This window comes from Enterobacter cloacae complex sp. IR5450, assembly GCF_049238665.1.
Taxonomy (GTDB): Bacteria; Pseudomonadota; Gammaproteobacteria; order Enterobacterales; family Enterobacteriaceae; genus Enterobacter; species Enterobacter hormaechei_C.
This window is the reverse complement of the sequence record NZ_JBMKIC010000040.1, coordinates 13,915-39,004: the sequence shown is the minus strand read 5'-3', so window position 1 is coordinate 39,004 and position 25,090 is coordinate 13,915. Positions and strand designations below refer to the sequence as shown.

The 25,090-nt window shown below is 58.3% G+C and carries 19 protein-coding genes and 1 pseudogene; 12 read left to right on the top strand and 8 right to left on the bottom strand.

Translation table 11 applies throughout. From position 1 onward, the window contains the following. Positions 1 to 511: 511 nt before the first annotated feature. From ACOTYB_RS21780 to ACOTYB_RS21765, 4 genes and pseudogenes are all read left to right on the top strand, one after another. On the top strand, positions 512 to 1,174 hold the full coding sequence (locus ACOTYB_RS21780) for a winged helix-turn-helix transcriptional regulator (RefSeq protein WP_220153683.1): 663 nt from the start codon (positions 512 to 514) through the stop codon (positions 1,172 to 1,174). Between the two features lie 86 nt (positions 1,175 to 1,260). Then, positions 1,261 to 1,899: a winged helix-turn-helix transcriptional regulator gene (locus ACOTYB_RS21775; protein WP_052685722.1), complete on the top strand. Its 639-nt coding sequence runs from the start codon at positions 1,261 to 1,263 to the stop codon at positions 1,897 to 1,899. A 155-nt stretch (positions 1,900 to 2,054) separates the two neighbouring features. Then, positions 2,055 to 2,369 (top strand): annotated as a pseudogene (locus tag ACOTYB_RS21770) (C40 family peptidase); the annotation flags it as partial. A gap of 331 nt (positions 2,370 to 2,700) precedes the next feature. Further along, positions 2,701 to 3,162, top strand: coding sequence for a hypothetical protein (locus tag ACOTYB_RS21765; protein WP_045332519.1), 462 nt, complete (start codon positions 2,701 to 2,703; stop codon positions 3,160 to 3,162). Between the two features lie 118 nt (positions 3,163 to 3,280). Here the strand turns inward: ACOTYB_RS21765 and gsiD are convergent, their stop codons facing one another. The 5 genes from gsiD to iaaA are packed head-to-tail and all read right to left on the bottom strand — an operon-like array spanning position 3,281 to position 9,503. Further along, positions 3,281 to 4,192, bottom strand: a complete 912-nt coding sequence (gene gsiD, locus ACOTYB_RS21760) for a glutathione ABC transporter permease GsiD (RefSeq protein ID WP_003858425.1) — start codon at positions 4,190 to 4,192, stop codon at positions 3,281 to 3,283. A gap of 1 nt (position 4,193) precedes the next feature. Continuing rightward, entirely contained in the window at positions 4,194 to 5,114 is a 921-nt protein-coding gene (gsiC, locus tag ACOTYB_RS21755) for a glutathione ABC transporter permease GsiC (RefSeq protein ID WP_006809475.1), read from the bottom strand. A 5-nt stretch (positions 5,115 to 5,119) separates the two neighbouring features. Then, positions 5,120 to 6,658 carry a glutathione ABC transporter substrate-binding protein GsiB gene (gene gsiB, locus ACOTYB_RS21750; protein ID WP_047053845.1) on the bottom strand — a complete coding sequence of 513 codons (1,539 nt, stop codon included), beginning with the start codon at positions 6,656 to 6,658 and terminating at the stop codon, positions 5,120 to 5,122. A 23-nt stretch (positions 6,659 to 6,681) separates the two neighbouring features. Beyond that, the gene (gene gsiA / locus ACOTYB_RS21745; RefSeq protein WP_126525159.1) at positions 6,682 to 8,553 is read right to left on the bottom strand and encodes a glutathione ABC transporter ATP-binding protein GsiA; all 1,872 of its coding nucleotides are present in this window, start codon (positions 8,551 to 8,553) and stop codon (positions 6,682 to 6,684) included. Between the two features lie 11 nt (positions 8,554 to 8,564). Continuing rightward, the gene (gene iaaA, locus ACOTYB_RS21740; RefSeq protein WP_087450796.1) at positions 8,565 to 9,503 is read right to left on the bottom strand and encodes a beta-aspartyl-peptidase; all 939 of its coding nucleotides are present in this window, start codon (positions 9,501 to 9,503) and stop codon (positions 8,565 to 8,567) included. A 187-nt stretch (positions 9,504 to 9,690) separates the two neighbouring features. On the opposite strand from iaaA, the gene moeA reads away from it, so the two are divergent. Next, on the top strand, positions 9,691 to 10,923 hold the full coding sequence (gene moeA, locus ACOTYB_RS21735) for a molybdopterin molybdotransferase MoeA (protein WP_126525158.1): 1,233 nt from the start codon (positions 9,691 to 9,693) through the stop codon (positions 10,921 to 10,923). A gap of 1 nt (position 10,924) precedes the next feature. Then, the gene (gene moeB / locus ACOTYB_RS21730) at positions 10,925 to 11,677 is read left to right on the top strand and encodes a molybdopterin-synthase adenylyltransferase MoeB (protein WP_126525157.1); all 753 of its coding nucleotides are present in this window, start codon (positions 10,925 to 10,927) and stop codon (positions 11,675 to 11,677) included. 85 nt (positions 11,678 to 11,762) lie between these two features. On the opposite strand, the gene fsa is transcribed toward moeB, so the two are convergent. After that, positions 11,763 to 12,425 carry a fructose-6-phosphate aldolase gene (gene fsa, locus ACOTYB_RS21725; RefSeq protein ID WP_008501195.1) on the bottom strand — a complete coding sequence of 221 codons (663 nt, stop codon included), beginning with the start codon at positions 12,423 to 12,425 and terminating at the stop codon, positions 11,763 to 11,765. A gap of 129 nt (positions 12,426 to 12,554) precedes the next feature. On the opposite strand from fsa, the gene ACOTYB_RS21720 reads away from it, so the two are divergent. The 4 genes from ACOTYB_RS21720 to ACOTYB_RS21705 all read left to right on the top strand — a co-directional run bounded on the left by ACOTYB_RS21720 (position 12,555) and on the right by ACOTYB_RS21705 (position 18,270). Next, the gene (locus ACOTYB_RS21720) at positions 12,555 to 13,454 is read left to right on the top strand and encodes a glycyl-radical enzyme activating protein (protein WP_220153680.1); all 900 of its coding nucleotides are present in this window, start codon (positions 12,555 to 12,557) and stop codon (positions 13,452 to 13,454) included. Between the two features lie 4 nt (positions 13,455 to 13,458). Further along, the gene (locus ACOTYB_RS21715; protein WP_126525155.1) at positions 13,459 to 15,891 is read left to right on the top strand and encodes a formate C-acetyltransferase/glycerol dehydratase family glycyl radical enzyme; all 2,433 of its coding nucleotides are present in this window, start codon (positions 13,459 to 13,461) and stop codon (positions 15,889 to 15,891) included. A 155-nt stretch (positions 15,892 to 16,046) separates the two neighbouring features. After that, entirely contained in the window at positions 16,047 to 16,862 is an 816-nt protein-coding gene (locus ACOTYB_RS21710) for a Cof-type HAD-IIB family hydrolase (RefSeq protein ID WP_045331551.1), read from the top strand. A gap of 151 nt (positions 16,863 to 17,013) precedes the next feature. After that, the gene (locus ACOTYB_RS21705; protein ID WP_421765882.1) at positions 17,014 to 18,270 is read left to right on the top strand and encodes a DUF1479 domain-containing protein; all 1,257 of its coding nucleotides are present in this window, start codon (positions 17,014 to 17,016) and stop codon (positions 18,268 to 18,270) included. Here ACOTYB_RS21705 and ACOTYB_RS21700 read toward each other — a convergent pair. Beyond that, entirely contained in the window at positions 18,267 to 19,340 is a 1,074-nt protein-coding gene (locus tag ACOTYB_RS21700; RefSeq protein ID WP_047055312.1) for a LacI family DNA-binding transcriptional regulator, read from the bottom strand. The genes ACOTYB_RS21705 and ACOTYB_RS21700 overlap by 4 nt on opposite strands. Positions 19,341 to 19,628: 288 nt before the next feature. Between ACOTYB_RS21700 and ACOTYB_RS21695 the strand changes: the two genes are divergently transcribed. Both ACOTYB_RS21695 and ACOTYB_RS21690 read left to right on the top strand, forming a co-directional pair. Beyond that, positions 19,629 to 20,930 carry an MFS transporter gene (locus ACOTYB_RS21695; protein WP_409249045.1) on the top strand — a complete coding sequence of 434 codons (1,302 nt, stop codon included), beginning with the start codon at positions 19,629 to 19,631 and terminating at the stop codon, positions 20,928 to 20,930. 17 nt (positions 20,931 to 20,947) lie between these two features. Then, complete coding sequence (locus tag ACOTYB_RS21690; RefSeq protein ID WP_126525153.1) at positions 20,948 to 23,311, top strand: TIM-barrel domain-containing protein; 2,364 nt, start codon at positions 20,948 to 20,950, stop codon at positions 23,309 to 23,311. 91 nt (positions 23,312 to 23,402) lie between these two features. Here the strand turns inward: ACOTYB_RS21690 and ACOTYB_RS21685 are convergent, their stop codons facing one another. Further along, entirely contained in the window at positions 23,403 to 24,998 is a 1,596-nt protein-coding gene (locus ACOTYB_RS21685) for an ABC-F family ATPase (RefSeq protein ID WP_003858434.1), read from the bottom strand. Positions 24,999 to 25,090: the final 92 nt, after the last annotated feature.

Sequence of the window (25,090 nt, the reverse complement as noted above, 5' to 3'; positions counted from 1 at the left end):
GGGACATCTGATGGAAATGGAAGCCACGCAAGCACCTTAAAATCACCATCATACACTAAATCAGTAAGTTGGCAGCATTACCGCAGCGATAATATTCTTTTTCATAAATTTATTTCCTTAATAACCCTATAAGTTTCCGAAATTCAGGCAACAACATCCAGACAGTCTGATGACCATATATTTTTTTGCGCCAGTCATTTCATTTCTGATGTGCAACAGGCAGAAAGCAAAGATATTTATCAAATAACTTTATTTTCACGCACTCACTTGCTGATGCGAAATTTATAGAACTTAAACGGAGAGCACAAATAAAATTTAGGCCAACCGTAGACTTTAAATTTAACATTTAGCTAACACTGGAAATCGCTTTAAATAGCAAAACAATAATTTTTAAATAATTGTTAAAACTCCAGTCCACAATGGCACTAATGCAATATGTATTTATAAGATCATCAGATCAATAATCCTCCATATATCTTTCCCTTTATAAATATCGTCTGGAGTTAAGATAATGAATACCAAAATCATAACCGGTGCCAACCCGGGGATAATATCTGCACTAGGGACAAAACCCGTCGCTGACATTGACAAAATAATTGAACAAATTTCTCCATTTGCGACAAACTTCCGGGCTAAAAAAGGCGAAATTTTACGTTATTATTCAGGCAATAAAAGAACCTGTTATTTACTCCATCAGGGAAGCGTTACGCTGAACCGCAGAGGTGATGGTATGGTGTTAAATTCAGAGCAGGCCACATTTATTCTGGGCGTGAGCAATCAGTTTTCTCAGTCCGAAAACCTCTATATTCGGGTCAATGAGAATGCTCTAATGAGCCGCTTACCACTTGAGCGTTTCAACCTGTTGATTGAGAGTTTTGCCCTGTGGGAGAGCCTGTGCAAACTGTTGGTGTATACCGCTTCCCGTGTCTACGAGCACTGCACCCTGATTTCGCAGATGTCCTCCTATGAGATCATTCGCTTTCATCTCCAGGAGCTGATGAATGAATCAGAGCGGATCCGCACCAGCATAACGGCGGCCAACTACATCAAAAGCCGAACCTATCTCTCCCGCAGCGGCATCATGCGCATCATCGCCGAGCTTCGTGAGGCTGGTTATATCGAACTCAATCGTGGCATTCTGGTCGCCATTAACCATCTGCCGTTAAAGTATTAACTCCCAGCCAGTCCCTCAGGTGAGCAGGATCAAAAACCGCACTATACTTGCCATAACTACGCAATATGCTTTTGACAGGCAGAGTTATGGCAACTGGAACATCTGAATCAACGATTTTACGCAAATCAGATTATACTCACCTGCTGATTGATTACCTGAAGCGCGATGCCGAAGTAAAACATATTCTCCCCCGCCGCCGTTTAAGTATGCAGGTAGGTCATGAACGCTTTTGCTATTTAGTCCTGAATGGACGCGTAACCGTTCATCGCCGCAGTGACGATCTGGCGATGGCAACCGCAACGTCACCCGCCCTGGTTGGCATTGGCAATTTGCAGCAAATGCAGATGGATGGCTATATCAAAACGCTGGTCGCAAGCGACATTGCGATCCTCAAGATGGCAACAGTTCACGATATTATCAGCGCGAACCAGCTCTGGGAGCCGCTGGCAAAACATATGATGGTTATAGCCGGTAAGCTTTTTGAGTCCAGCGAGCAGCTTTCTGCCCCTTCTGCCTATGACATCGTCCGCGCGCAGCTTAATGAGTTGTTTAATGAGGATCCCAGCGTCAGAAATAATATTACCGTCGAGTCCTATATCCGTGAAAAAACGCATCTGTCCCGCAGCGGCGTGATGCGCATCCTGGCGGGGTTAAAAAAGGGGGGATACATTGAAATGCAGCGCGGCGTGCTTATAAACATCGTTAAACTGCCAGAGAAATACTGAAGCTCCTGGTGATCCCCGTACGCAGTGCCGCCCGGCGCTGTTGAGCAGCAGTAGTCAACTTTTAGACCTATAATGAATTTGTCAAAAATAAACAATGGGTAGTGTTTCCGCATCGAGAGGCGACTCGCTGGGATCTCGTCTCCGTCTGGTAAGAAACCCATTATCAATGGGGCGGCACCACGCACAATGTCGTGGACTGTTTCGCACTGATGCAGTACCTGTTTCGCGATGCAGCGCACCTGACATTACTCCGTACTACCGGAGAACAAATCCACAGAGGGGTGAAGGTCGAAGAATTTAGCCTGAAGACCGGGGATTTAGTGTTCTTCCAGACGGGCGAATACCTTCGCCATGTCGGCGTCTATATCGGTGACAACCAGTTTATCCATGCCTCGTCCAGTCAGGGGGTCACCGTTTCTGATCTGGGCAATGTCTACTGGCAATCGCACTTCATCACTGCCCGTCGGGTGACGGAGAATGTCTGCAGCGGCATGATGTCGATTTTTTGCGAGGCGCCTTCCGGGAATAATTTGCCCTGTTTGTCGACGCATACTCTCCGCAGTATCTTCCTGTTGCGCCTACAAAATCAGGCGTCGGGATTGACCTCCTGGTATAAGTTACAGGCGACATGGTTTACTATGTCGTACGCACGGATACACTTCAATGGTGGGCCGGGCGGGGGCGTCGCAAGACGCGCCGGTTTCCTGTAACGCCGGTAAGGTCAACCTCGTCTGGTTCCGCCACCCGTGAGATTGACCTCTTCGATGGCGGATTTAAATACCGTTACAGGAGGCTGCCACTTTGGCTACTATCACTACCCATGCTCAGGCATTATTTACAGTTCCCTTCTCTCACAACACCGACTTCAATGATCTGGCGGACCACTGCGAGCATTTTGCCCATAACCTGCTGGAAACTGACGACCCGGCGGAGAAAATGGCACTCTGCGCCCGCCTTTCTGCATGTCTTGTACTTCTACAGCCAACACTCCACGAGCCCATCCCGCCACACCTGGTGGAGCGATTTACCCTGACCGATCTGCCGTCCCGTCTGCCCGTATTCGAACCGGAAAGCGAGCTGCTGGGGCTGTACTGCCAGACGCTTACGCAGCTGCTAATCAGCAACGCAATGCCACGGGATATGGCAAAGGTAATGGAAGGGCTATTGTATGAACTGGTGAGCTTCTACGCCGATACGCTGAACGCCCCGCGCTGGCTGCAAACGCCGGAGGGACGCGTGGCGATTGATGCATTGATTGACTAAACACCCAGGCCGGGCAAATGCAGTGCTGCCCGGCACTTAAAAGCAGGAATGTAGCATTACTCGACATCGCTTCGCTTGCTCGGGCCTACAGGTTATGAGCCGTGGGTAGGTTTATCCACTACCCCTTAATCCGCGGATCCAGCGCGTCGCGCAGCCCATCCCCCAGTAAATTAAACGCCAGCACGGTCAGGAAAATCGCCAGGCTCGGGAAGATCGCCACGTGTGGCGCAATCACCATATCCGCCCGCGCCTCGTTCAGCATCGCGCCCCACTCCGGCGTCGGCGGCTGTGCGCCTAACCCCAGAAACGACAGGCTGGCCGCCGAGATAATCGACACGCCTATGCGCATGGTGAAATAGACCACGATAGACGAGACCGTTCCCGGCAGAATATGGCTGAACAGGATGGTGGCATCGCTGGCTCCCATGCTGCGCGCCGACTCGATAAAGGTCTGCTGCTTCAGCACCAGCGTGTTGCCACGTACCAGACGCGCGAAAGCGGGAATCGAGAATACCGCCACGGCGATGATGACGTTCGCCATGCCGCTGCCCATCACCGCCACCACGGCAATCGCCAGCAGAATACCGGGAAAGGCAAACAGCACATCGCAGATACGCATGATGATGCGGTCCCACCAGCCTTCGTAGTACCCGGCCACCAGCCCCAACACGGTGCCAATTGCTGCGCCCATCAGCACCGCAAAGACCCCGGCCGCCAGCGAGATCTGCGCCCCTACCAGCACGCGGCTGAAAATATCGCGCCCGAGCGAGTCCACGCCAAACCAGTGCATCATCGACGGTCCATCGTTCAGCCGGTCGTAATCGAAGTAGTTTTCCGCATCAAACGGGGCTAACCAGGGGGCGATAATCGCCACCAGGATCAGCAGTAACACAAACAACCCGGCGACCATAGCGACGGGCTGACGACGGAATCGACGCCAGAACTCAATCCACGGGGTGCGAATATGGTCCGGCCTGATCCCCGGCATAGCGTTTAAAATGGCCTGGCGACGCCAGTTCAGTAATCGCATCTTACTTATACCTGATGGCCGGGTTAATGGCGGCGTACAGCACATCCACCACTAAGTTGATAAGAATAAACTCCAGCGAGAAAAGCAGGACTTCAGCCTGAATGACCGGATAGTCACGCATATCGACCGAGTCGACCAGCAGGCGCCCCAGCCCCGGCCAGTTAAAGACCTTCTCAACCACAATAGAGCCGCCCAGCAGGAAGCCGAACTGCAGCCCCATCATCGTGACCACCGGTATCATCGCATTACGAAAACCATGCTTCAGAATGACCCATTTCTCACTCACCCCTTTTGCCCGCGCGGTGCGAATGTAATCTTCGCTCAGCACGTCGACAAACGAGGCGCGGGTAAACCGGGCCATCACCGCCGCAACGGCCGCGCCAAGCGTCATAGAGGGAAGAATGTAGTGCTTCCAGGTGTCGGCCCCGACGGTCGGCAACCAGCCCAGCTCAACGGAGAAAATCTGCATCAGTAGCATGCCCAGCGCAAACGCCGGGAAAGAGATGCCGGTGACCGCCAGCGCCATACCGAGCTTATCCGGCCAGCGGTTGCGCCAGACGGCGGCGACAATCCCCGCGCCCAGGCCAAACACAACCGCCCAGCTCATACTGGCAATCGTTAACCAGAAGGTAGGCATAAAGCGGCTGGCAATCTCCTCCGACACCGGACGACGCGACACCATTGAGATGCCGAAATCGCCCTGAAGGACATTGCCAATGTAACGCAGAAATTGCCTGTACAGCGGCTGGTCAAGACCGAGCTGTTTACGCACCAGTTCAATAACCGTCGCATCCGCTTCCGGTCCGGCAATCAAACGCGCCGGATCGCCGGGCAGCATATGGACAAACAAAAACACCAGCACGGCCACAATCAGCAGCGTCGGGATAAGCCCCAGCAGGCGTTTACACACATAATTCAGCATGAGTTTTATTTTAAATCCGCGTCATCAAAGCTAAAGCCCGTATCCGGCATGATGTAAAAACCGGTCAGCGCTTTGTTGTGGGCTGAGACCAGTTTTTCCACCACCAGCGGCACCCACGGCGACTCTTTCCAGATAATGTCCTGCGCCTCTTTGTACAGGCGCGCTTTCTCTTCCGGTTTGGTGGTTTTCAGGGCATCGGCCAGATCTTTATCCACCTGCGGGTTGCTGTAGAATGCGGTATTGAACAGGGTTGGCGGCCAGTTCTGCGAGGCAAACAGCGGCGACAGCGCCCAGTCGGCTTCACCGGTCGAGGCCGACCAGCCGGTGTAGAACATCCGCACGCCGCTCTCTTTCTGCCCTTTCCCCTCGACCTCTGCCGCACGCTGTCCGGCATCCATGGCGGTAACCTGCGCCTTAATCCCCACCTGTGCCAGCTGCTGCTGGGTAAACTGCAGCACCTTCTGGGCGGTACTGTGGTTATGCGACGACCACAGCGTGGTGCTAAAGCCGTTCGGATAGCCCGCCTCTTTCAGCAGCTCGCGCGCTTTGGCCGGATCGTACGGCCACGGCTGATAGCTTTGCGCATACGCGATAGCCGGCGGCAGCACGCCGGTGGCCGGGGTGGCATAGCCCGCAAAAGCGACCTTCACCAGCGCCTGGCGGTTAATGGCATAGTTAATGGCTTCGCGCACCTTCGGATTATCGAACGGCTTTTGCGTGACGTTCATGCTGATGTAGCGCTGCATGATCGACGGGCTGGCGACCAGCTCCAGCTTGGTGTTTTTCTCCAGAATGGCGGCCTGCTCGTACGGGACCGGGAAGGCAAACTGCGCCTCGCCGGTTTGCAGCATCGCCGCACGGGTATTGTTATCTACTACCGGGCGCCAGGTGATGGTGTCCAGCTTCGGCAGCCCTTTCTGCCAGTAGCCCGCGTATTTCTTCACCTTCACAAAATCGGTCTGATTCCAGGTGACCAGCTCGTACGGACCGGTACCCACCGGGTGGAAGCCAATCTCCTTGCCGTATTTCTTCAGCGCGGCAGGGGAGATCATCGCCGTCGCCGGGTGCGCCAGAATATTGATAAACGCGGAGAACGGCTCTTTCAGGGTGATTTTTACCGTCGCCGGGTCGACCACCTCGGTTTTGGCGATGTTTTTATAGAGGTTATAACGCTTGAGGCTGTTCTCAGGATTGCTGGCGCGATCCAGGTTTACCTTCACCGCGTCGGCATTAAAGTCGGTGCCGTCCTGGAACTTCACCCCGGTTTTGAGCTTAATGGTGTACACCAGCCCGTCATCCGAAACGGTGTACCCCTCCGCCAGCACGTTTTTAAGCTTCATCTCTTTATCCAGGCCAAACAGGCCCTGGTAGAACGATTTCGCCACCGCCTGGGAGAGCGTGTCGTTAGCGTCATACGGATCCAACGTGGTGAAGTTAGAGCCGACGGCGACCACCACATCTTTGGCAGCGAACGCGGGGGCAGCGGCCAGGGCTGCCGTCACGCTCGCGGCTAACAACCATCTACGCGCTACAAATGTAACCATTATGTTCTCCTGCCTGTTGAAAGTTATAACCGCGAAAAGGCATTGTCCTGACGCGGGGGAGCCACGAAATGACCCGGACCGACCTCACGCAGCGCCACGCGCTCCACGGCCTCGCCGCGTTTACGAATATTGCTCGGCATTTCATCCTGCAGCAGCACGCGCTGGCCGTGACGATGCGCCGGATCGGCGACCGGGACCGCCGCGATGAGCTTGCGGGTGTACGGGTGCTGCGGGTTCTCAAATACCGCCCTTCGCGGCCCGATTTCCACGATTTGCCCCATAAACATCACCGCCACGCGATGGCTGATGCGCTCAACCACCGCCATGTCGTGCGAGATAAACAGGAAGGCGATCCCCATATCCCGCTGTAAATCCAGCAGCAGATTGATGATTTGCGCCCGGATAGAGACATCCAGCGCCGAGACGGATTCATCCGCAATCACCACTTTTGGGTTCAGCGCCAGCGCGCGGGCGATGCAGATACGCTGCCGCTGCCCGCCGGAAAACTCGTGCGGATAACGCCAGGCGTGTTCCGGCTTCAGGCCAACGCGCTCCAGCAGCCAGGCCACGCGACGCTGCGCCGCCTCGCCGTCGAGCAGGTTATGCACCCGCAGCGGCTCCATGATCGAATACCCCACCGTATGTCGCGGATCGAGGGAGGCATACGGATCCTGAAAAATAAACTGAATATCCCGCCGCACCGCCTGCAGCCTGCTGTCAGGAAGGGTATCAATGCGCTCGCCGTTAAAGGTAATGCTCCCCTCCTGCGCGTCCACCAGACGGAGCAACGCGCGCCCGGTCGTGGATTTACCGCAGCCGGACTCCCCTACCAGCGCCAGCGTTTCGCCCGGCCAAAGGTCGAAGCTGACGTTTTCCACCGCGTGCACTTCGCGCTTTACGCGGTTCAGTACGCCGCTGCGCAGCGGAAAACGCGTGACCAGATTGCGCACTTCCAGAATGGGCTTGCCCGGCACCACGGTGTCCTGCTCGCGTTCCTCCTCCTGCGGCTCAGACGCCTCCAGGGAAATCAACGGAAAACGACGCGGCAGATCGCTGCCGTTCATCGCCCCCAGGCGCGGAACCGCCGCCAGCAGCGCTTTGGTGTAAGGATGCACGGGCGCGTGAAAAATCTGCTCGACCGGGCCGGTTTCCACCGCGCTGCCCTTGTGCATCACCAGCACCCGATCGGCGATATCGGCGACCACGCCCATATCGTGGGTGATGAAAATCACCCCCATCTCCATCTCCTGCTGCAGCACCTTGATGAGCTGCAGGATCTGCGCCTGAATCGTCACGTCCAGCGCCGTCGTCGGTTCATCGGCAATCAGCACCGCCGGACGGCAGGAGAGCGCCATGGCAATCATCACCCGCTGGCGCATGCCGCCGGAAAGCTGATGCGGGTAGCGGCTCAGGATGGCCTGCGCCTCCGGAATGCGCACCAGCTCCAGCATGCGTCTGGCCTCCCTGAGCGCTTCATCACCGCTTAGCCCCTGATGCAGGCGGATGGACTCGGCAATTTGTTCCCCGACCGGGAACACCGGGTTCAGGGAGGTCATCGGCTCCTGGAAGATCATCGCAATGTCCGCCCCGCGCACGCCCTGCATCTGCGCGCCGCTCAGCTCGTTTAAATCAATGACCTGACGGTTACGGCGGCGCAGCAGCATTTTCTCGCTGCTGATTTGCCCGCCCGTCTGTTCCAGCAGGCGCATCAGCGCCAGCGCGGTGACCGATTTCCCGGAGCCGGATTCGCCAACAATCGCCAGCGTCTCGCCGCGCCTGAGCGTGAACGATAAATTCTGTACTGCGGGGATGAACTGCCGCTCTTCCTGAAACGCAATATTCAGCTGATGGACAGCCAGCACTTCGCGGTTGTCCAGCTCTTCACTGTGCGGCACGCGCTGCCCCCTTATTCACGATAGATCCCCGTGCTCGGCTCATCGCCGGCATAGCCCCAGGCGCGGTACATGCCTTCACTGTTGAAAGGCAGGGCCACGTTGCCCTCACGATCCACAGCAATCAGCCCGCCGACGCCGCCCAGGGCAGGCAGTTTCTCCATCACCACGCGCTCGCAGGCTTCGCTCAGGCTTAAACCGCCGTAATCCATCAGCGCGGTAATGTCGTAGGCCGCGAGGGCGCGAATAAAGACTTCCCCGGTGCCGGTACACGACACCGCCGCCGTGGCGTTATTGGCATAGCAGCCCGCGCCCGGCAGCGGGCTGTCGCCCACGCGTCCGGGGAGCTTGTTGGTCATCCCGCCCGTGGAGGTTGCCGCCGCGAGGTTGCCCGCTTTGTCGAGCGCCACCGCGCCGACCGTGCCCATTTTGCTGCGCTCATCCAGCGGCGCAGTATGGTCAAGCTGCGTCATGCCCGCCGAACGGGCGTCCAGCAGCTGCTGATAGCGCGCCTCTGTGGAAAACAGATCGGGCGATACCGGCTCCATTCCGTGTTCGAAGGCAAACCTCTCCGCCCCCGCGCCCGTCAGCAGCACGTGCGGGCTCTCTTCCATCACCAGACGCGCGGCCAGCACCGGGTTACGCAGGTGGCTAACGCCTGCCACGGCCCCCGCTTTCAGGGAGATACCGTCCATGACGCAGGCATCCAGCTCGTGGGTTTCATCCCGGGTAAAGACCGAACCGACCCCCGCATTAAATAACGGGCACTCCTCCAGCAGGCGTACCGCCTCGGTGACCACGTCCAGCGCGCTCTCGCCCGCTTCCAGCATTTTCTGGCCCGTTTCGACAATGGCGTACAGCGCGTCGATGTAGCGCTTTTCCTGCTCAGGAGTGAGCTGTGCACGGGTGATTGCCCCGGCCCCGCCATGAATTGCGATTACCGCCTTAACCATTCGCATCACCCGTTAGCCTGTTTTGCGGCTTTTTCTATAAATATCATTATCGTCGACGAAACTTCAGATGATTTTTGAATATAGAAAGACGTAACAGTGATGTAAAGCGTACACCCTCCGGTCATACAGTTAGCCGCACTTTTCTGCCATAATGGACGCTTTCGTTGTTACTCCGCAGGAGCCCACCATGGATTTTACCGCCGGACTGATGCCGCTTGAGACGGCACTCACGCAGATGCTTGACCGAGTTTCCCCGCTGCATGACGTTGAGACGCTGCCCCTCGTGCGCTGTTTTGGCCGTATTGCCGCACGCGATATCGTCTCCCCGCTCAACGTGCCGGGGTTTGATAACTCCGCAATGGACGGTTACGCGGTACGCCTGGCGGATCTCCAGACGGGTAACGCCCTGCCGGTGGCGGGTAAAGCCTTTGCGGGTCAGCCGTTTAGCGGGGAATGGCCTGCAGGCACCTGCGTGCGCATCATGACCGGCACGCCGGTTCCGGCTGGCTGCGACGCTGTCGTCATGCAGGAAGAGACCGAACAGACCGACGACGGGGTGCGTTTTACCGCCAGCGTCAAAGCGGGCCAGAACATCCGCCGCACGGGTGAAGACATCACCCTCGGCGCGACCGTTTTTGCCGCCGGGCAAAGGCTGACGGTGGCGGAGCTGCCGGTGCTGGCCTCGCTCGGCATCGCGGAAGTTGACGTTATCCGCAAAGTGCGCGTCGCCGTTTTCTCCACCGGCGACGAGCTGCAGCTTCCGGGCCAGCCGCTGCAGGACGGCCAGATTTACGACACCAACCGCCTGGCGGTACACCTGATGCTGGAGCAGCTGGGCTGCGACGTGATTAACCTCGGCATCATTCCTGACGATCCGGAAAAACTGCGCGCGGCGTTTATCGAGGCGGATAAATCCGCCGACGTGGTCATCAGCTCCGGCGGCGTCTCCGTGGGCGAAGCGGATTACACCAAAACACTGCTTGAAGAGCTGGGCGAAATCGCCTTCTGGAAGCTGGCGATCAAGCCGGGCAAACCGTTCGCGTTTGGCAAGCTTCCACACAGCTGGTTCTGCGGCCTGCCGGGTAACCCGGTCTCGGCGGCACTCACCTTTTACCAGCTGGCGATCCCGCTGCTGGCGAAGCTTTCCGGCAACAAGGCCAGCCCGCTGCCGGAACGCGTGCGCGTGCGTGCCGCCACGCGGTTGAAAAAATCACCGGGCCGTCTCGATTTCCAGCGCGGCATTCTGGCGCGCGGTGCGGACGGCGAGCTCGAAGTGAGCACCACCGGACATCAGGGTTCGCACATTTTCAGCTCCTTCAGTCTGGGCAACTGCTTCATCGTGCTGGAGCGCGAGCGCGGCAATGTGGAAGCCGGCGAATGGGTTGAGGTCGAGCGCTTTAACCACCTGTTCGGAGGCTGACATGACGGTGGAGCTGAGCGACCCGGAGATGATGCGCTACAACCGCCAGATTGTGCTGCGCGGGTTTGATTTCGAAGGTCAGGAAGCGCTCAAGGCGGCCAGCGTGCTGGTCGTCGGGCTGGGCGGGCTGGGCTGCGCCACCGCGCAGTACCTTGCCGCGGCGGGCGTAGGAAGCATGACGCTGCTGGATTTCGATACCGTATCGGTGTCCAACCTGCAGCGCCAGACGCTGCACAGTGACGCGACGGTGGGCCTGCCGAAAGTGGAATCCGCCAGGGCTGCGCTGGCGCGTATCAACCCCCACGTTCAGTTCACGCTGATTGACGCAATGCTGGATGACGACGCGCTCTCCGCGCAGATTGCCCGGCACGATCTGGTCCTGGACTGCACTGATAACGTCACCGTCCGTAATCAGCTCAACGCGGGCTGTTTTGCTCACAAAACCCCGCTGGTCTCCGGCGCGGCGATCCGCATGGAGGGGCAAATCAGCGTCTTCACGTACGCCGAGGGTGAACCCTGCTACCGCTGCCTGAGCCGTCTGTTTGGCGAGAATGCGCTGACCTGCGTTGAGGCGGGCGTGATGGCGCCGCTCGTCGGCGTGATTGGTTCACTGCAGGCAATGGAAGCGATCAAGGTGCTGACGAATTACGGCACGCCCGCCGCGGGGAAAATCGTGATGTATGACGCGATGACCTGCCAGTTCCGCGAGATGAAGCTGATGCGTAACCCGGGGTGTGAGGTGTGTAGTCAGTAAAAAGTCGGGCGGCGGCGTCGCCTTACCCGACCTACAACGGCTCGAACGTAGGCCGGGTAAGCGTCAGCGCCACCCGGCAGCCGCGTCAGATGGACGTCCGTCCAAACGCCCCCTGCCAGTCCTGCTCAAACTTCACAATCGCTGCGTCTACCGCCGGAGAGGTAATAAACTGCTGCGCCACGTCCAGCGGCAGCGTGATGGACTCGCAGCCTGCCAGCAGGCAGTCCAGCGCCTGACGCGGGGTTTTAAAGCTCGCGGCCAGCACCTTTGACTGCGGCGCGTGCAGCGTCAGCAGCTGTTGCAGCTCAATTACGGTCTGAATCCCGTCCCCGCCCTGCGCGTCCACGCGGTTAACGTAAGGGGCCACATACTCCGCCCCCGCCAACGCGGAGAGCATCCCCTGCGCGGCACCGTAGACCGCCGTGCCCAGGGTAGGGATCCCTTCCGCTTTCAGCATCTTGATCGCCGCCAGCCCTTCTGCGGTCACCGGCACTTTCACCACCAGATCGTTAATGATGGCGCGCAGCTTACGCGCGTCTTCCACCATCCCTTCGGCGGTGGTCGCCATCACCTGCGCGAACAGACGGCCTTTACCGCCCAGCGCGTCGTGCAGCGCGGGCAGCAGTTCGTCGAGCGGCGTTTTACCGGCCGCAACGATGCTTGGGTTGGTGGTCACGCCCGCCAGCGGGAAGATACGCGCCAGCTTTTTGACTGCCGCAACGTCAGATGTGTCGAGATAAAGTTCCATGATGTCACCCTCAAAATTAGCCTGCACTTACCCTATCACGACAAAACCTGCTCAAGAGTTGACCCGCATCAAGATAACTTTCATTCGAAAGTAATTTAATCTTCATGTGCAAGGTGAGAGGCGAAAAACATGATCTTCAATATTCAGCGTTACTCTACCCACGACGGCCCCGGTATACGTACCGTGGTGTTCCTGAAAGGCTGCTCGCTGGGCTGTCGCTGGTGTCAGAACCCGGAAAGCCGCTCCCGCAGCCGGGACGTGCTGTTTGATGCGCGTCTGTGCCTGGACGGCTGCGACCTGTGCCAGCAGGCGGCACCGGGCTGCATCGAACGCGCGCTGAATGGCCTGGTCATCCACCGCGAAAAGCTGAGTGAAGAGACGCTTGATGCCCTCACCGACTGCTGCCCGACGCAGGCGCTGACCGTTTGCGGCGAAGAACAGCAGGCCGAGGAGATCATGGCGACCGTACTGGGCGATAAACCCTTTTACGACCGCAGCGGCGGCGGGATCACCCTCTCCGGCGGCGAACCGTTTATGAACCCGGAGCTGGCGCACGCGCTGTTTAAAGCCAGCCATGACCAGGGTATCCACACCGCCGTCGAAACCTGCCTTCACGTGCCGTGGCACTATATCGAGCCGTCATTACCGTACGTCGATCTGTTCCTCGCCGACCTGAAGCATGTCGACGGAGATGTTTTCAAGCAGTGGACGGACGGTTCGGCTAAGCGCATCCTGGACAACCTGAAACGCCTGGCCGCCGCCGGGAAAACGATCACCATCCGCGTGCCGCTGATCCAGGGCTTTAACGCCGATGAAGCGTCCGTTACCGCCATTACCAATTTCGCCGCCGATGAACTCGGCGTCGATGATATTCATTTTCTGCCGTATCACACGCTGGGCATGAACAAATACACCCTGCTCGGTCAACCCTACTCTGCCCCTGACAAACCGCTGGATAACCCTGCCCTGCTGGACTTCGCGCAGCAGTACGCCTGCCAGAAAGGGTTAACCGCGACCTTACGAGGATAAACTTATGACCACCCTGAATCTCAACACCCTCAGCGATCGCATTAAGGCGCACAAAACGGCCCTGGTGCATATCGTGAAGCCGCCGGTCTGTACCGAGCGCGCCCAGCATTACACCGAAATGTACCAGCAGCACATGGACAAGCCGATCCCGGTGCGCCGCGCCCTGGCGCTGGCGCATCACCTGGCCAAGCGCACCATCTGGATCAAGCACGATGAGCTGATTATCGGTAACCAGGCCAGCGAAGTGCGTGCCGCGCCGATCTTCCCGGAATATACCGTCTCCTGGATTGAGAAAGAGATTGACGATCTGGCGGACCGTCCGGGCGCGGGCTTTGCGGTGAGCGAAGAGAATAAACGCGTTCTGCATGAAATCTGCCCGTGGTGGCGCGGCCAGACGGTGCAGGACCGCTGCTACGGCATGTTCACCGACGAGCAGAAAGGCCTGCTGGAAACCGGCATCATCAAAGCCGAAGGCAACATGACCTCCGGCGACGCGCACCTGGCGGTGAACTTCCCGCTGGTGCTGGAGAAAGGGCTGGACGGCCTGCGCGCCAAAGTGGCCGAGCGCCGCTCACGCATCAACCTGACGGTGCTGGAAGACCTGCACGGCGATCAGTTCCTGAAAGCCATTGATATCGTGCTGGAAGCCGTAAGCCTGCACATCAAACGCTTTGCCGACCTGGCGCGTGAAATGGCCTCCAGCGAAACCCGCGAAAGCCGCCGCGACGAGCTGCTGGCGATGGCAGAAAACTGCGACGTGATTGCTCACGAGCCGCCAAAAACCTTCTGGCAGGCGCTACAGCTGTGCTACTTCATTCAGCTAATCCTGCAAATTGAGTCCAACGGTCACTCCGTTTCCTTCGCCCGTATGGACCAGTACCTTTACCCGTACTATCGCCGCGACGTGGAGCTGGACCAGAGCCTGGATCGCGAGCACGCCATCGAGCTGCTGCACAGCTGCTGGCTGAAGCTGCTGGAGGTGAACAAGATCCGCTCCGGCTCGCACTCCAAAGCCTCGGCGGGCAGCCCGCTGTATCAGAACGTCACTATTGGCGGCCAGAAGCTGGTTAACGGCGAGCCGATGGACGCAGTGAACCCGCTCTCTTACGCCATTCTGGAATCCTGCGGCCGTCTGCGCTCCACCCAGCCAAACCTGAGCGTGCGCTACCACGCCGGCATGAGCAACGACTTCCTCGACGCCTGCGTGCAGGTGATCCGCTGCGGTTTCGGCATGCCGGCCTTTAACAACGACGAAATCGTCATTCCGGAATTCATCAAGCTCGGCGTTGAACGCGACGACGCCTACGACTACGCGGCCATTGGCTGTATCGAAACCGCGGTGGGCGGCAAATGGGGCTACCGCTGCACCGGCATGAGCTTTATTAACTTCGCCCGCGTGATGCTGGCCGCGCTGGAAGGCGGCCGCGACGCCACCAGCGGCAAGGTGTTCCTGCCGCAGGAGAAAGCCCTCTCTGCCGGTAACTTCGATAACTTCGAGGAGGTGATGGCGGCGTGGGACACCCAGATCCGCTACTACACCCGCAAATCCATCGAGATTGAGTACGTGGTAGACAGCATGCTGGAGGAGAACGTCCACGATATTCTCTGCTCGGCGCTGGTGGACGACTGCATCGAGCGCGCGAAAAGCATCAAGCAGGGCGGCGCGAAGTATGACTGGGTGTCCGGCCTGCAGGTGGGCATCGCCAACCTCGGCAACAGCCTGGCGGCGGTGAAGAAGCTGGTGTTCGAACAGGGCGTCATCGGCCAGCAGCAGCTGGCGGCGGCGCTGGCAGATGATTTCGACGGGCTGACCCACGAGCAGCTGCGCCAGCGCCTGATCAACGGCGCGCCGAAGTACGGCAACGACGACGACAGCGTGGACCTGCTGCTGACCCGCGCCTACGAAACCTACATTGAAGAGCTGAAGCAGTATCACAACCCACGCTACGGCCGCGGCCCGATTGGGGGTAACTACTACGCGGGCACGTCGTCTATCTCAGCAAACGTGCCGTTTGGCGCAGCGACCATGGCGACGCCGGACGGGCGTAAGGCGCATACCCCTCTGGCGGAAGGGGCCAGCCCGGCTTCCGGTACCGACCACCTCGGGCCGACGGCGGTGATTGGCTCCGTGGGTAAACTGCCGACGGAAGCGATTCTTGGCGGCGTGCTGCTTAACCAGAAGCTGAACCCGTCGACGCTGGAAAACGACAGCGATCGCCAGAAGCTGATGGTGCTGCTGCGCACCTTCTTCGAGGTGCATAAGGGCTGGCATATTCAGTACAACATCGTCTCGCGCGAAACGCTGCTGGAAGCGAAGAAACACCCGGACCAGTACCGCGACCTGGTAGTGCGCGTCGCGGGCTACTCGGCGTTCTTCACCGCCCTGTCACCGGATGCGCAGGACGATATTATCGCCCGTACTGAGCATACGCTGTAATAGTGTATCCCCTCTCCCTTGAGGGAGAGGGAGAAAACACTAAAAACGGCAACCTCGGTTGCCGTTTTGCTTTTACTTTCGAATGAAATTAAATTTGTGCTCCCCGTCACCTTGTTATTAGAATGTTTCAAAACGCAGTGACCCAGGAGCATAGTATGACCGTAAAAGTTATCGTCACCGATATGGACGGAACTTTCCTTGATGATGCCAAGCAGTACGATCGTGACCGCTTCCAGGCACAGTTTAAACAGCTTAAAGCCCGCAACATTGAATTTGTTGTCGCCAGCGGCAACCAGTATTACCAGCTCATCTCGTTTTTCCCGGAACTGAAGGATCAAATCTCCTTCGTGGCGGAAAACGGCGCGCTGGTCTTCGATCACGGCGAACAGATTTTCCACGGCGAACTGACCCGCCATGAGTCGCAGATCGTGATTGGCGAACTGCTGAAAGACAAAGGGCTGAACTTCGTGGCCTGCGGGCTGGAGAGCGCCTACGTCAGCGATAAAGCGCCGGACGCGTTCGTGGCGCTAATGTCAAAGCACTACCACCGCTTAAAGCGCATCAGCGATTACCGCGACATTGACGACGTGCTGTTTAAGTTCTCCCTGAACCTGCCGGACAGCGATATTCCTAATCTGGTGGATAAACTCCACGTCTCCCTGGACGGCATCATGAAGCCGGTCACCAGCGGCTTTGGCTTTGTCGATTTAATTATCCCCGGCCTGCACAAAGCCAACGGCATCAGCCGCCTGCTGAAGCGCTGGAAAATCTCTCCGCAAGAGTGCGTGGCCATTGGCGACAGCGGCAACGATGCCGAGATGCTGAAGCTGGTGAAATATTCCTTTGCGATGGGCAACGCGGCGGAAAGCATCAAAGAAATCAGCCGCTACAGCACTGACGACAACAACCATCAGGGCGCGCTGAACGTCATTCAGGCCGTGCTCGACAACCACTCTCCTTTCGACGTCTGATCCTTTCCTCGCCGGAGTCCTGCTCCGGCACCCTCACTCATTTTCCCGTCCTGTGGCGCAGGTCAAGTTTTTAAACTTGCATTAACTTATTTTTAACTTAAAGTATCGCTTGTAGACATTTTTACTTTCGAATGAAAGATGCGAGGCAGTTATGACCTTTACCAGTGAAACCTTGCCGGCGGATCACAAAGCGGCAATCCGTCAGTTGAAACGTGAGTTACGCGCGCAGATCGGCGACGTGCAGGCGGTGTTCGACAAGCTCAGCGACAGCATTGCCACCCGCGTGGCGGAAATTAACGCCCTCAAAAATAAAGGTGAATCCGTCTGGCCGGTAATTCCGTTTAACGATGTGAAAAACGGCACGATTACCGACGCGCAGCGCGAGGCCGTTAAGCGCCGCGGCTGCGCGGTGATTAAAGGTCACTTCCCGCGCGAGCAGGCGCTGGCGTGGGATCAGTCGATGCTCGACTACCTCGATCTGAACAAGTTTGACGAGGTGTACAAAGGGCCAGGCGATAACTTCTTCGGCACCCTGACCGCCTCCCGTCCGGAGATTTACCCGATCTACTGGTCGCAGGCGCAAATGCAGGCGCGCCAGAGCGAAGAAATGGCGCAGGTGCAGTCGTTCCTGAACCGCTTATGGACGTTCGAGAGCAACGGCAAGCAGTGGTTCGACCCGGACGTGAGCGTGATTTACCCGGATCGTATCCGCCGCCGTCCGCCGGGAACCACCTCGAAGGGACTCGGCGCTCATACCGACTCCGGCGCGCTGGAGCGCTGGCTGCTGCCTGCCTACCAGCAGGTCTTTGCCCGCGTGTTTGACGGCAACGTTGAGAAATACGATCCGTGGAACGCCGCGCATCGTACCGAAGTGGAAGAGTATACCGTCGATAACACCACCAAATGCTCGGTGTTCCGCACCTTCCAGGGCTGGACGGCGCTGTCGGACATGATCCCCGGTCAGGGGCTGCTGCACGTGGTGCCGATCCCGGAAGCAATGGCCTATATTCTGCTGCGTCCGCTGCTGGACGACGTGCCGGAGGACGAGCTGTGCGGCGTGGCGCCGGGGCGCGTGCTGCCGGTTTCCGAGAAGTGGCACCCGCTGCTTATCGAGGCGCTGACCAGCATTCCTGCGCTGGAGGCGGGTGATTCGGTGTGGTGGCACTGCGATGTGATCCACTCCGTCGCGCCGGTGGATAATCAGCAGGGCTGGGGCAACGTGATGTATATCCCCGCCGCACCGATGTGCGGGAAAAACCTCGCCTACGCGAAGAAGGTCAAGGAAGCGCTGGAAACCGGCGCGTCGCCGGGAAACTTCCCGCGCGAGGATTATGAAAAAACCTGGCAGGACCGCTTTACCGTGAACGATCTCAACATCCACGGCAAACGCGCGCTGGGCATGGTCTAGCTGTCGTACAGCCCTTCCCGCTCCACGGCGGTGCGTCGTTTTCCCTGACGTATCCGCCGTACCGACTCCCGCACGGTCAGCGTGCCGTTCAGCAGCAATGTGCCTACCGGCGCGTCCGGGCGCATGAGCCGCTGCTGGAGCATGTGTACCGCTTCCGTTCCCAGCTCATCGCGGGGAACATGCACGGCCGTTAATGGAACATCCTGAATCGCCGCCAGGTTAAAGCCGTCGATGCTCATCACCGAGACGTCCTGCGGCACGCGCAGGCCGTGGTTTTTTAAGGCGCTGATGGTGCCCGCCGCCATAAAGTCGCCGCCAACCAGGAATGCCGTCGGCAGGTCTTTTCCCTGCTGCTGATTTAGCCAATCGCTCACCAGCTGCTCCGTCTCTCTGGCGCTGAAGCTTGGCACCACCAGCAGATCGCGCTTGTCGTTGAACGCCAGGTTGTGGGACTGCCACGCGTCGCGAATCCCCGACAGGCGCAGCTCCATGGTGTAGCGACGTAGGCACAGCACGTTCATCACCTCGCGGTGCCCCATCTCGAACAGGTACTCCGCCGCCCGCTCGCCGATGGCGCGGTGATCCGGCGCAACGGCAGGCAGACGCATGTGCCGGTCGCGGCAGTTAATCAGCATGCAGGGTTTGCCCACGTCCACCGCCAGATCGTGGATATGCGGATCGTCAATACCGAGAAGAATGGCCGCCTGCGTGTCCGGCTCGTTCATCCGCGCCAGAAACAGCTGGGCGTCGCTGTCGTTCTCCTCCAGCGCGCAGTAGCGCAACCGGACCTCGTGGGAGGCAAGCCCTTTGCTCACGCTCTGGATCACGCGGTAGTAAAAGATGTCGGACCGCTCGTCGAAGGCGCGCTGCGGGGCAAAAACCACCAGGCTGTTAAGCAGCAGACGCCCTGCCGCCATGCCGTCCATTACCCCCAGCTCGCGCGCGCACGCCAGCACCTTTGCACGCGCTTTTTCGCTGGTATTCGCTTTCCCCGCCAGCACCCGCGACACGGTGCTGATGGAGAGCTGCGTGCGGGCCGCGATTTCGGTGATTTTTAGCCTTTTGTCCATTTTGTGATCTGGCTCCATTTGCGAAATGAAAAAATTTTCATAGCGTGTGTGTCAGGCAATAACTGACGTGAATGCCATCATGCCAGAGTGTTTTCGTCGGTTATGAGAAATTTTGCACAAAATCCACTTTTGCCCACTCATTTTCTTCCTTAAGGTGAACTTGTCACACAGCTTCCATACTAGTTGTATAGCAACTTAAGCATTATAAGCGGATAGAAATCAAAGGTATAACAATCTGTGTGACACCTGAACCTCCGTCCCCTTACCGTCCGTCTTGTGGAGAGTAAAATGAGTCAGGACATCAATAACACCATTGCGACAAGCAAAACCCGTCGCGTCATCAAGAACCTGCGCTGGTACGTGCTGGTGCTGTATTTGCTGGGCGTCACCGTTAACTACATCACCCGAAATTCCTTAGGTATTCTCGCTCCGGAGCTAAAAGAGAGCCTCGGGATCACCACAGAGCAGTACTCCTGGATCGTTGGCGCCTTCCAGATCGCCTATACCATTTTCCAGCCCCTGTGCGGCTGGCTGATTGACGTCATTGGCCTGAAGATTGGCTTTATGGTCTGCGCCGGGATCTGGGCGCTGATGTGTATTTTCCACGCGGGCGCCGGAAGCTGGCTGCACCTGGCCATACTGCGCTTCTTTATGGGGGCTTCAGAGGCCGCCGCCACCCCGGCGAACGCCAAAACCATCGGCGAATGGTTCCCGAAATCAGAGCGTCCCGTTGCTGCTGGCTGGGCAGGCGTGGGCTTCTCCATCGGCGCGATGCTGGCTCCGCCTATCATCTACTTTGCTCACGCCTCGTTCGGCTGGCAGGGCGCGTTTATGTTTACCGGCGTGCTGGCGCTGCTGTGGGTGATCCTCTGGTGGGCGTTCTACCACAACCCCGAGCAGCACCCGAACCTGAGCAAGGACGAGCTGGCGTTTATCAAGCAGGATAACGAACCAGCGCCGGTCAAATTGCCCTTCCTGACCGCGCTGAAAACCGTTTCAAAAAACAAACGTTTCTACGGTATCGCCATTCCGGCCTTTATGGCAGAACCCGCCTGGGCGGTGCTGAGCTTCTGGGTGCCGCTGTACCTCGCCAAAGAGCACGGCATGGACCTGAAGCAGATTGCGATGTTTGCCTGGCTGCCGTTCCTCGCCGCCGACCTCGGCAGCGTGGCGAGCGGCTACCTGACGCGTCTGTATACCCGCCTGTTCGGCTGCTCCCGCGTGAACTCGGTTGTCGCCAGCTCCGTGACCGGCGCGTTCCTGATGATCTCGCTGGCCATCGTGGCCATTACCCGCGACCCGTATATCACCATCGTGCTGATCTCCATCGGCGGCTTCGGGCACCAGATCATCTCCTGCATGCTCAGCGCCCTGGTCGTGGAGTCATTCGACAAAGGCCAGATGGCGACCGTCAACGGCATGCGCGGCTCGGCGGCGTGGATCGCCAGCTTCCTGTTCTCGCTGTTAATCGGTGTGACCGCCGACAAAATCGGCTTTAACCCGCTCTTTATCGCCATGGGGTTCTTTGACCTGATTGGCGCTCTCTTCCTGGTAGCATTTATTGCTGAACGTCGCGCGAAGCGCGCCTGATAGTGGATGTATTGCATATGAAAACCCTGAAAAACTGGACCCTTGATACGCAGTCGGCAAACCATCTGGAACTGCTGGTCGATAGCCAGCACCGCCTGTGCCTGTATGTGCTGGAAGAGAACCTGTTCCGCGTGCTGATCAAACGCAAGGGCGAGCTGGCGCTGGACCGCACCTGGAGCATCGCACCGGAAAAAGACGTGCCGTGGGAAGGTCGCCGTCGTGACGATATCAGCGGCTTCTCCTGCCCCGCCTGGACGCTGACGCAGCAGGACGATACGTTAACCGTGGCAACCGAGCAGCTGCGCGTCACCGTCCACCAGCCGCTGTGGCTGGAGTGGCACTACCGCAATGACGCGGGCGAGTGGCAGCCGCTGGTCAATGACCGCCCGACCAGCGCCTACCTGCTGAACGCCCACGGTGACGGCGTGGCGCACTATCTCAGCCGCCGTAAGGATGAACGTTTTTACGGTCTGGGTGAGAAAGCGGGCGATTTACAGCGCAACGGCAAACGCTACGAGATGCGTAACCTGGACGCGATGGGCTATAACGCGGCCAGCACCGATCCGCTGTACAAGCACATCCCGTTCACCCTCACCCGTCGCGATGACGTGAGCTACGGTCTGTTCTACGATAACCTGAGCAGCTGCTGGCTGGATCTGGGTAACGAGATCGACAACTATCACACCGCCTACCGCCGCTGGCAGGCGGAAGCGGGCGATATTGACTACTACCTCTTCACCGGCAAGCGCGTGCTGGACGTGACGAAAGCCTTTGTGCGCCTGACGGGGAAAACGCTGTTCGGACCGAAGTGGAGCCTGGGCTACAGCGGCTCAACCATGCACTACACCGACGCGCCGGACGCGCAGAATCAGCTGATGAACTTTATTCGCCTGTGCGAAGAGCATGCCATTCCGTGCGACTCGTTCCAGCTCTCCTCCGGCTATACCTCGATTAACGGCAAGCGCTACGTCTTCAACTGGAACTACGACAAAGTGCCGCAGCCGAAGGTGATGAGCCAGGCGTTCCACGAGGCGGGGCTGCGGCTTGCGGCCAACATCAAGCCTTGTCTGTTGCAGGATCATCCCCGCTACAGCGAAGTGGCGGAACGCGGCCTGTTCATTCGCGATTCAGAAACCGATGCGCCTGAACGTTCCAGCTTCTGGGATGACGAAGGATCGCACCTCGACTTCACCAACCCGCAGACGGTGCAGTGGTGGCAGAACGGCGTGACCACGCAGCTGCTGGAGATGGGCATCGACTCCACCTGGAACGACAACAACGAGTATGAAGTGTGGGACGGGGAAGCGCGCTGCTATGGCTTCGGCAAGGAGATAGCCATCAAGCATATTCGCCCGGTGATGCCGCTGCTGATGATGCGCGCCTCGCTGGAAGCGCAGCAGCGCTTTGCGCCGGAAAAGCGTCCGTATCTGATCTCCCGCTCCGGCTGCGCCGGGATGCAGCGCTACGTCCAGACCTGGAGCGGCGACAACCGCACCAACTGGGACACCCTGCGTTATAACATCCGTATGGGGCTGGGCATGAGCCTGTCCGGGCTGTTCAACGTCGGGCACGACGTCGGCGGTTTCTCCGGCGACAAGCCGGACGCCGAGCTGTTCGTGCGCTGGGTGCAGAACGGCGTGATGCACCCGCGCTTTACCATCCACTCGTGGAACGATGACCAAACGGTGAACGAGCCGTGGATGTATCCGGGCGTCACGCCTGCCATCCGCGGCGCGATTGAGCTGCGCTACCGCCTGCTGCCGTATCTTTACACCCTGCTCTGGCAGGCGCACGCCGACGACGAACCGATGCTGCGCCCGACCTTCCTCGATCATGAGCACGATGCGCAGACCTTTGAAGAGTGCGACGACTTCCTGCTGGGCCGCGACCTGCTGGTCGCCAGCGTCGTCGAAGCCGGGCAGCGCGAGCGCCGCGTCTGGCTGCCGGATAACGAAACCGGCTGGTACGATTTTTACACCCACGCGTGGTATGCGGGCGGGCAAGCGATCGTCCTTGATGCGCCGCTGGAAAAACTGCCGCTGCTGGTGCGCGCCGGGGCCGGTCTGCCGCTCAGCGAGCGCATCCGTCACGTGAGCGCCGATAAAGACGATACCCGTGAGCTGAAGCTGTTCCCGGTGAAAGGCGTCGGCACAACCTCGGGGCTGCTGTTTGAAGACGACGGTGAAAGCTGGGGCTACCTGAACGGCAATGCGCTGTGGGTGGAATGGGAAATGGTGTGCGATGGCGCAACCATCAACCTGAAGGTGAACGCTCGCGGCGACTATCGTCCGGCATGGAAGGCGCTGAAGGTATCATTACCGGCGGGGGAAAAACGTACGCTGCGGGTGAATGGAGTTGAAGGGGGCGAGTGGGTGGTGTAGTGCGGCCTGTAGCCCTCACCCTAACCCTCTCCCACAGGGAGAGGGGATAAAATGTAGGCCGGGTAAGGCGAAGCCGCCACCCGGCTATTTTTTAACTCTCGATACCTTTACTGCGCAGGTAATCTTCGTAGTTACCGGTGAAGTCCACCACGCGCTCTGGCGTAATTTCGATCACGCGGGTCGCCAGCGAGCTGACGAACTCACGGTCGTGAGAGACGAAGATCAGGGTGCCCTGATACATCTCCAGCGCCATGTTCAGGGATTCGATCGATTCCATATCCAGGTGGTTAGTCGGTTCGTCCATCACCAGAATATTCGGTTTTTCCATCATCAGCTTGCCGAACAACATACGGCCCTTTTCACCACCGGAGAGCACTTTGGCGGGCTTTTTGATGTCGTCCTGGCTGAACAGCAGACGCCCCAGAATGCTGCGTACCGCCTGCTCATCGTCGCCTTCCTGCTTCCACTGGCTCATCCAGTCGAAGACAGTCAGATCGTTTTCGAATTCATATTCATGGTCCTGCGCGTAGTAACCAATCTGCGCGTTTTCAGACCATTTCACGGTTCCGTTGTCCGGTTGCAGTTCACCCACCAGGGTTTTCAGCATAGTGGATTTACCCACGCCGTTGGCGCCGAGGATGGCAATCTTCTCGCCCACTTCCAGCAGCAGGTTGAAGTTTTTGAACAGCGGGCCTTCATCGAAGCCTTTGGTGAGGGCTTCCACTTCCAGCGCGTTACGGAACAGCTTCTTGTCCTGCTCGAAGCGGATGAACGGGTTCTGACGGCTGGAGGCTTTAACCTCTTCCAGCTTGATTTTGTCGATCTGACGCGCACGCGAGGTCGCCTGACGCGACTTAGAGGCGTTGGCGCTGAAGCGGCTGACGAAGGATTGCAGGTCCGCAATCTGCGCTTTCTTCTTGGCGTTGTCGGCCAGCAGACGTTCACGTGCCTGGGTTGCCGCCGTCATGTACTCATCGTAGTTGCCCGGATAAACGCGCAGCTCGCCGTAGTCCAGATCCGCCATGTGGGTACATACCATGTTCAGGAAATGACGGTCGTGCGAAATGATGATCATGGTGCTGTCGCGATCGTTCAGCGTCTGCTCCAGCCAGCGGATGGTGTCGATGTCCAGGTTGTTGGTCGGTTCGTCGAGCAGCAGGATGTCCGGGTTAGAGAACAGCGCCTGCGCCAGCAGCACACGCAGCTTCCAGCCTGGCGCAACTTCGCTCATCGGACCATAATGCTGTTCAACAGGAATGCCGACGCCCAGCAGCAGCTCGCCCGCACGCGCTTCCGCAGAGTAGCCGTCCATTTCGCCGTATTGCGTTTCCAGGTCGGCCACTTTGTAACCGTCTTCTTCGCTCATCTCAGCGAGACCGTATATACGATCGCGCTCCTGCTTCACTTCCCACAGCTCCGCATGCCCCATGATCACGGTGTCGAGCACGGTGAACTCTTCGAAGGCGAACTGATCCTGACGCAGCTTACCGATGCGCTCGTTAGGGTCGAGCGACACGTTACCGAGCGTTGGCTCCAGGTCACCGCCGAGGATCTTCATAAAGGTGGATTTTCCGCTACCGTTGGCACCAATCAGGCCGTAACGGTTGCCGCCGCCAAATTTGACGGAAATATTTTCGAACAGCGGCTTACTGCCAAACTGCATAGTGACGTTGCTGGTAACTAACACGGAGAGATTCCTGCGAAAAGTGTGATAAACGCGGCATTATGCCACAATTCCGAATTGAGATCCCGTGTTGCAGTAATCCACTAAACTTTAAC

What these genes read in the sequence shown, in the direction of transcription:
- ACOTYB_RS21780 (WP_220153683.1), top strand. Translation starts at nt 512, where the DNA reads ATGAATACCAAAATCATAACCGGTGCCAACCCGGGGATAATATCTGCA.
- ACOTYB_RS21775 (WP_052685722.1), top strand. Translation starts at nt 1,261, where the DNA reads ATGGCAACTGGAACATCTGAATCAACGATTTTACGCAAATCAGATTAT.
- gsiD (WP_003858425.1), bottom strand. Translation starts at nt 4,192, where the DNA reads ATGCGATTACTGAACTGGCGTCGCCAGGCCATTTTAAACGCTATGCCG.
- gsiC (WP_006809475.1), bottom strand. Translation starts at nt 5,114, where the DNA reads ATGCTGAATTATGTGTGTAAACGCCTGCTGGGGCTTATCCCGACGCTG.
- gsiB (WP_047053845.1), bottom strand. Translation starts at nt 6,658, where the DNA reads ATGGTTACATTTGTAGCGCGTAGATGGTTGTTAGCCGCGAGCGTGACG.
- iaaA (WP_087450796.1), bottom strand. Translation starts at nt 9,503, where the DNA reads ATGGTTAAGGCGGTAATCGCAATTCATGGCGGGGCCGGGGCAATCACC.
- moeA (WP_126525158.1), top strand. Translation starts at nt 9,691, where the DNA reads ATGGATTTTACCGCCGGACTGATGCCGCTTGAGACGGCACTCACGCAG.
- moeB (WP_126525157.1), top strand. Translation starts at nt 10,925, where the DNA reads ATGACGGTGGAGCTGAGCGACCCGGAGATGATGCGCTACAACCGCCAG.
- fsa (WP_008501195.1), bottom strand. Translation starts at nt 12,425, where the DNA reads ATGGAACTTTATCTCGACACATCTGACGTTGCGGCAGTCAAAAAGCTG.
- ACOTYB_RS21720 (WP_220153680.1), top strand. Translation starts at nt 12,555, where the DNA reads ATGATCTTCAATATTCAGCGTTACTCTACCCACGACGGCCCCGGTATA.
- ACOTYB_RS21715 (WP_126525155.1), top strand. Translation starts at nt 13,459, where the DNA reads ATGACCACCCTGAATCTCAACACCCTCAGCGATCGCATTAAGGCGCAC.
- ACOTYB_RS21710 (WP_045331551.1), top strand. Translation starts at nt 16,047, where the DNA reads ATGACCGTAAAAGTTATCGTCACCGATATGGACGGAACTTTCCTTGAT.
- ACOTYB_RS21705 (WP_421765882.1), top strand. Translation starts at nt 17,014, where the DNA reads ATGACCTTTACCAGTGAAACCTTGCCGGCGGATCACAAAGCGGCAATC.
- ACOTYB_RS21700 (WP_047055312.1), bottom strand. Translation starts at nt 19,340, where the DNA reads ATGGACAAAAGGCTAAAAATCACCGAAATCGCGGCCCGCACGCAGCTC.
- ACOTYB_RS21695 (WP_409249045.1), top strand. Translation starts at nt 19,629, where the DNA reads ATGAGTCAGGACATCAATAACACCATTGCGACAAGCAAAACCCGTCGC.
- ACOTYB_RS21690 (WP_126525153.1), top strand. Translation starts at nt 20,948, where the DNA reads ATGAAAACCCTGAAAAACTGGACCCTTGATACGCAGTCGGCAAACCAT.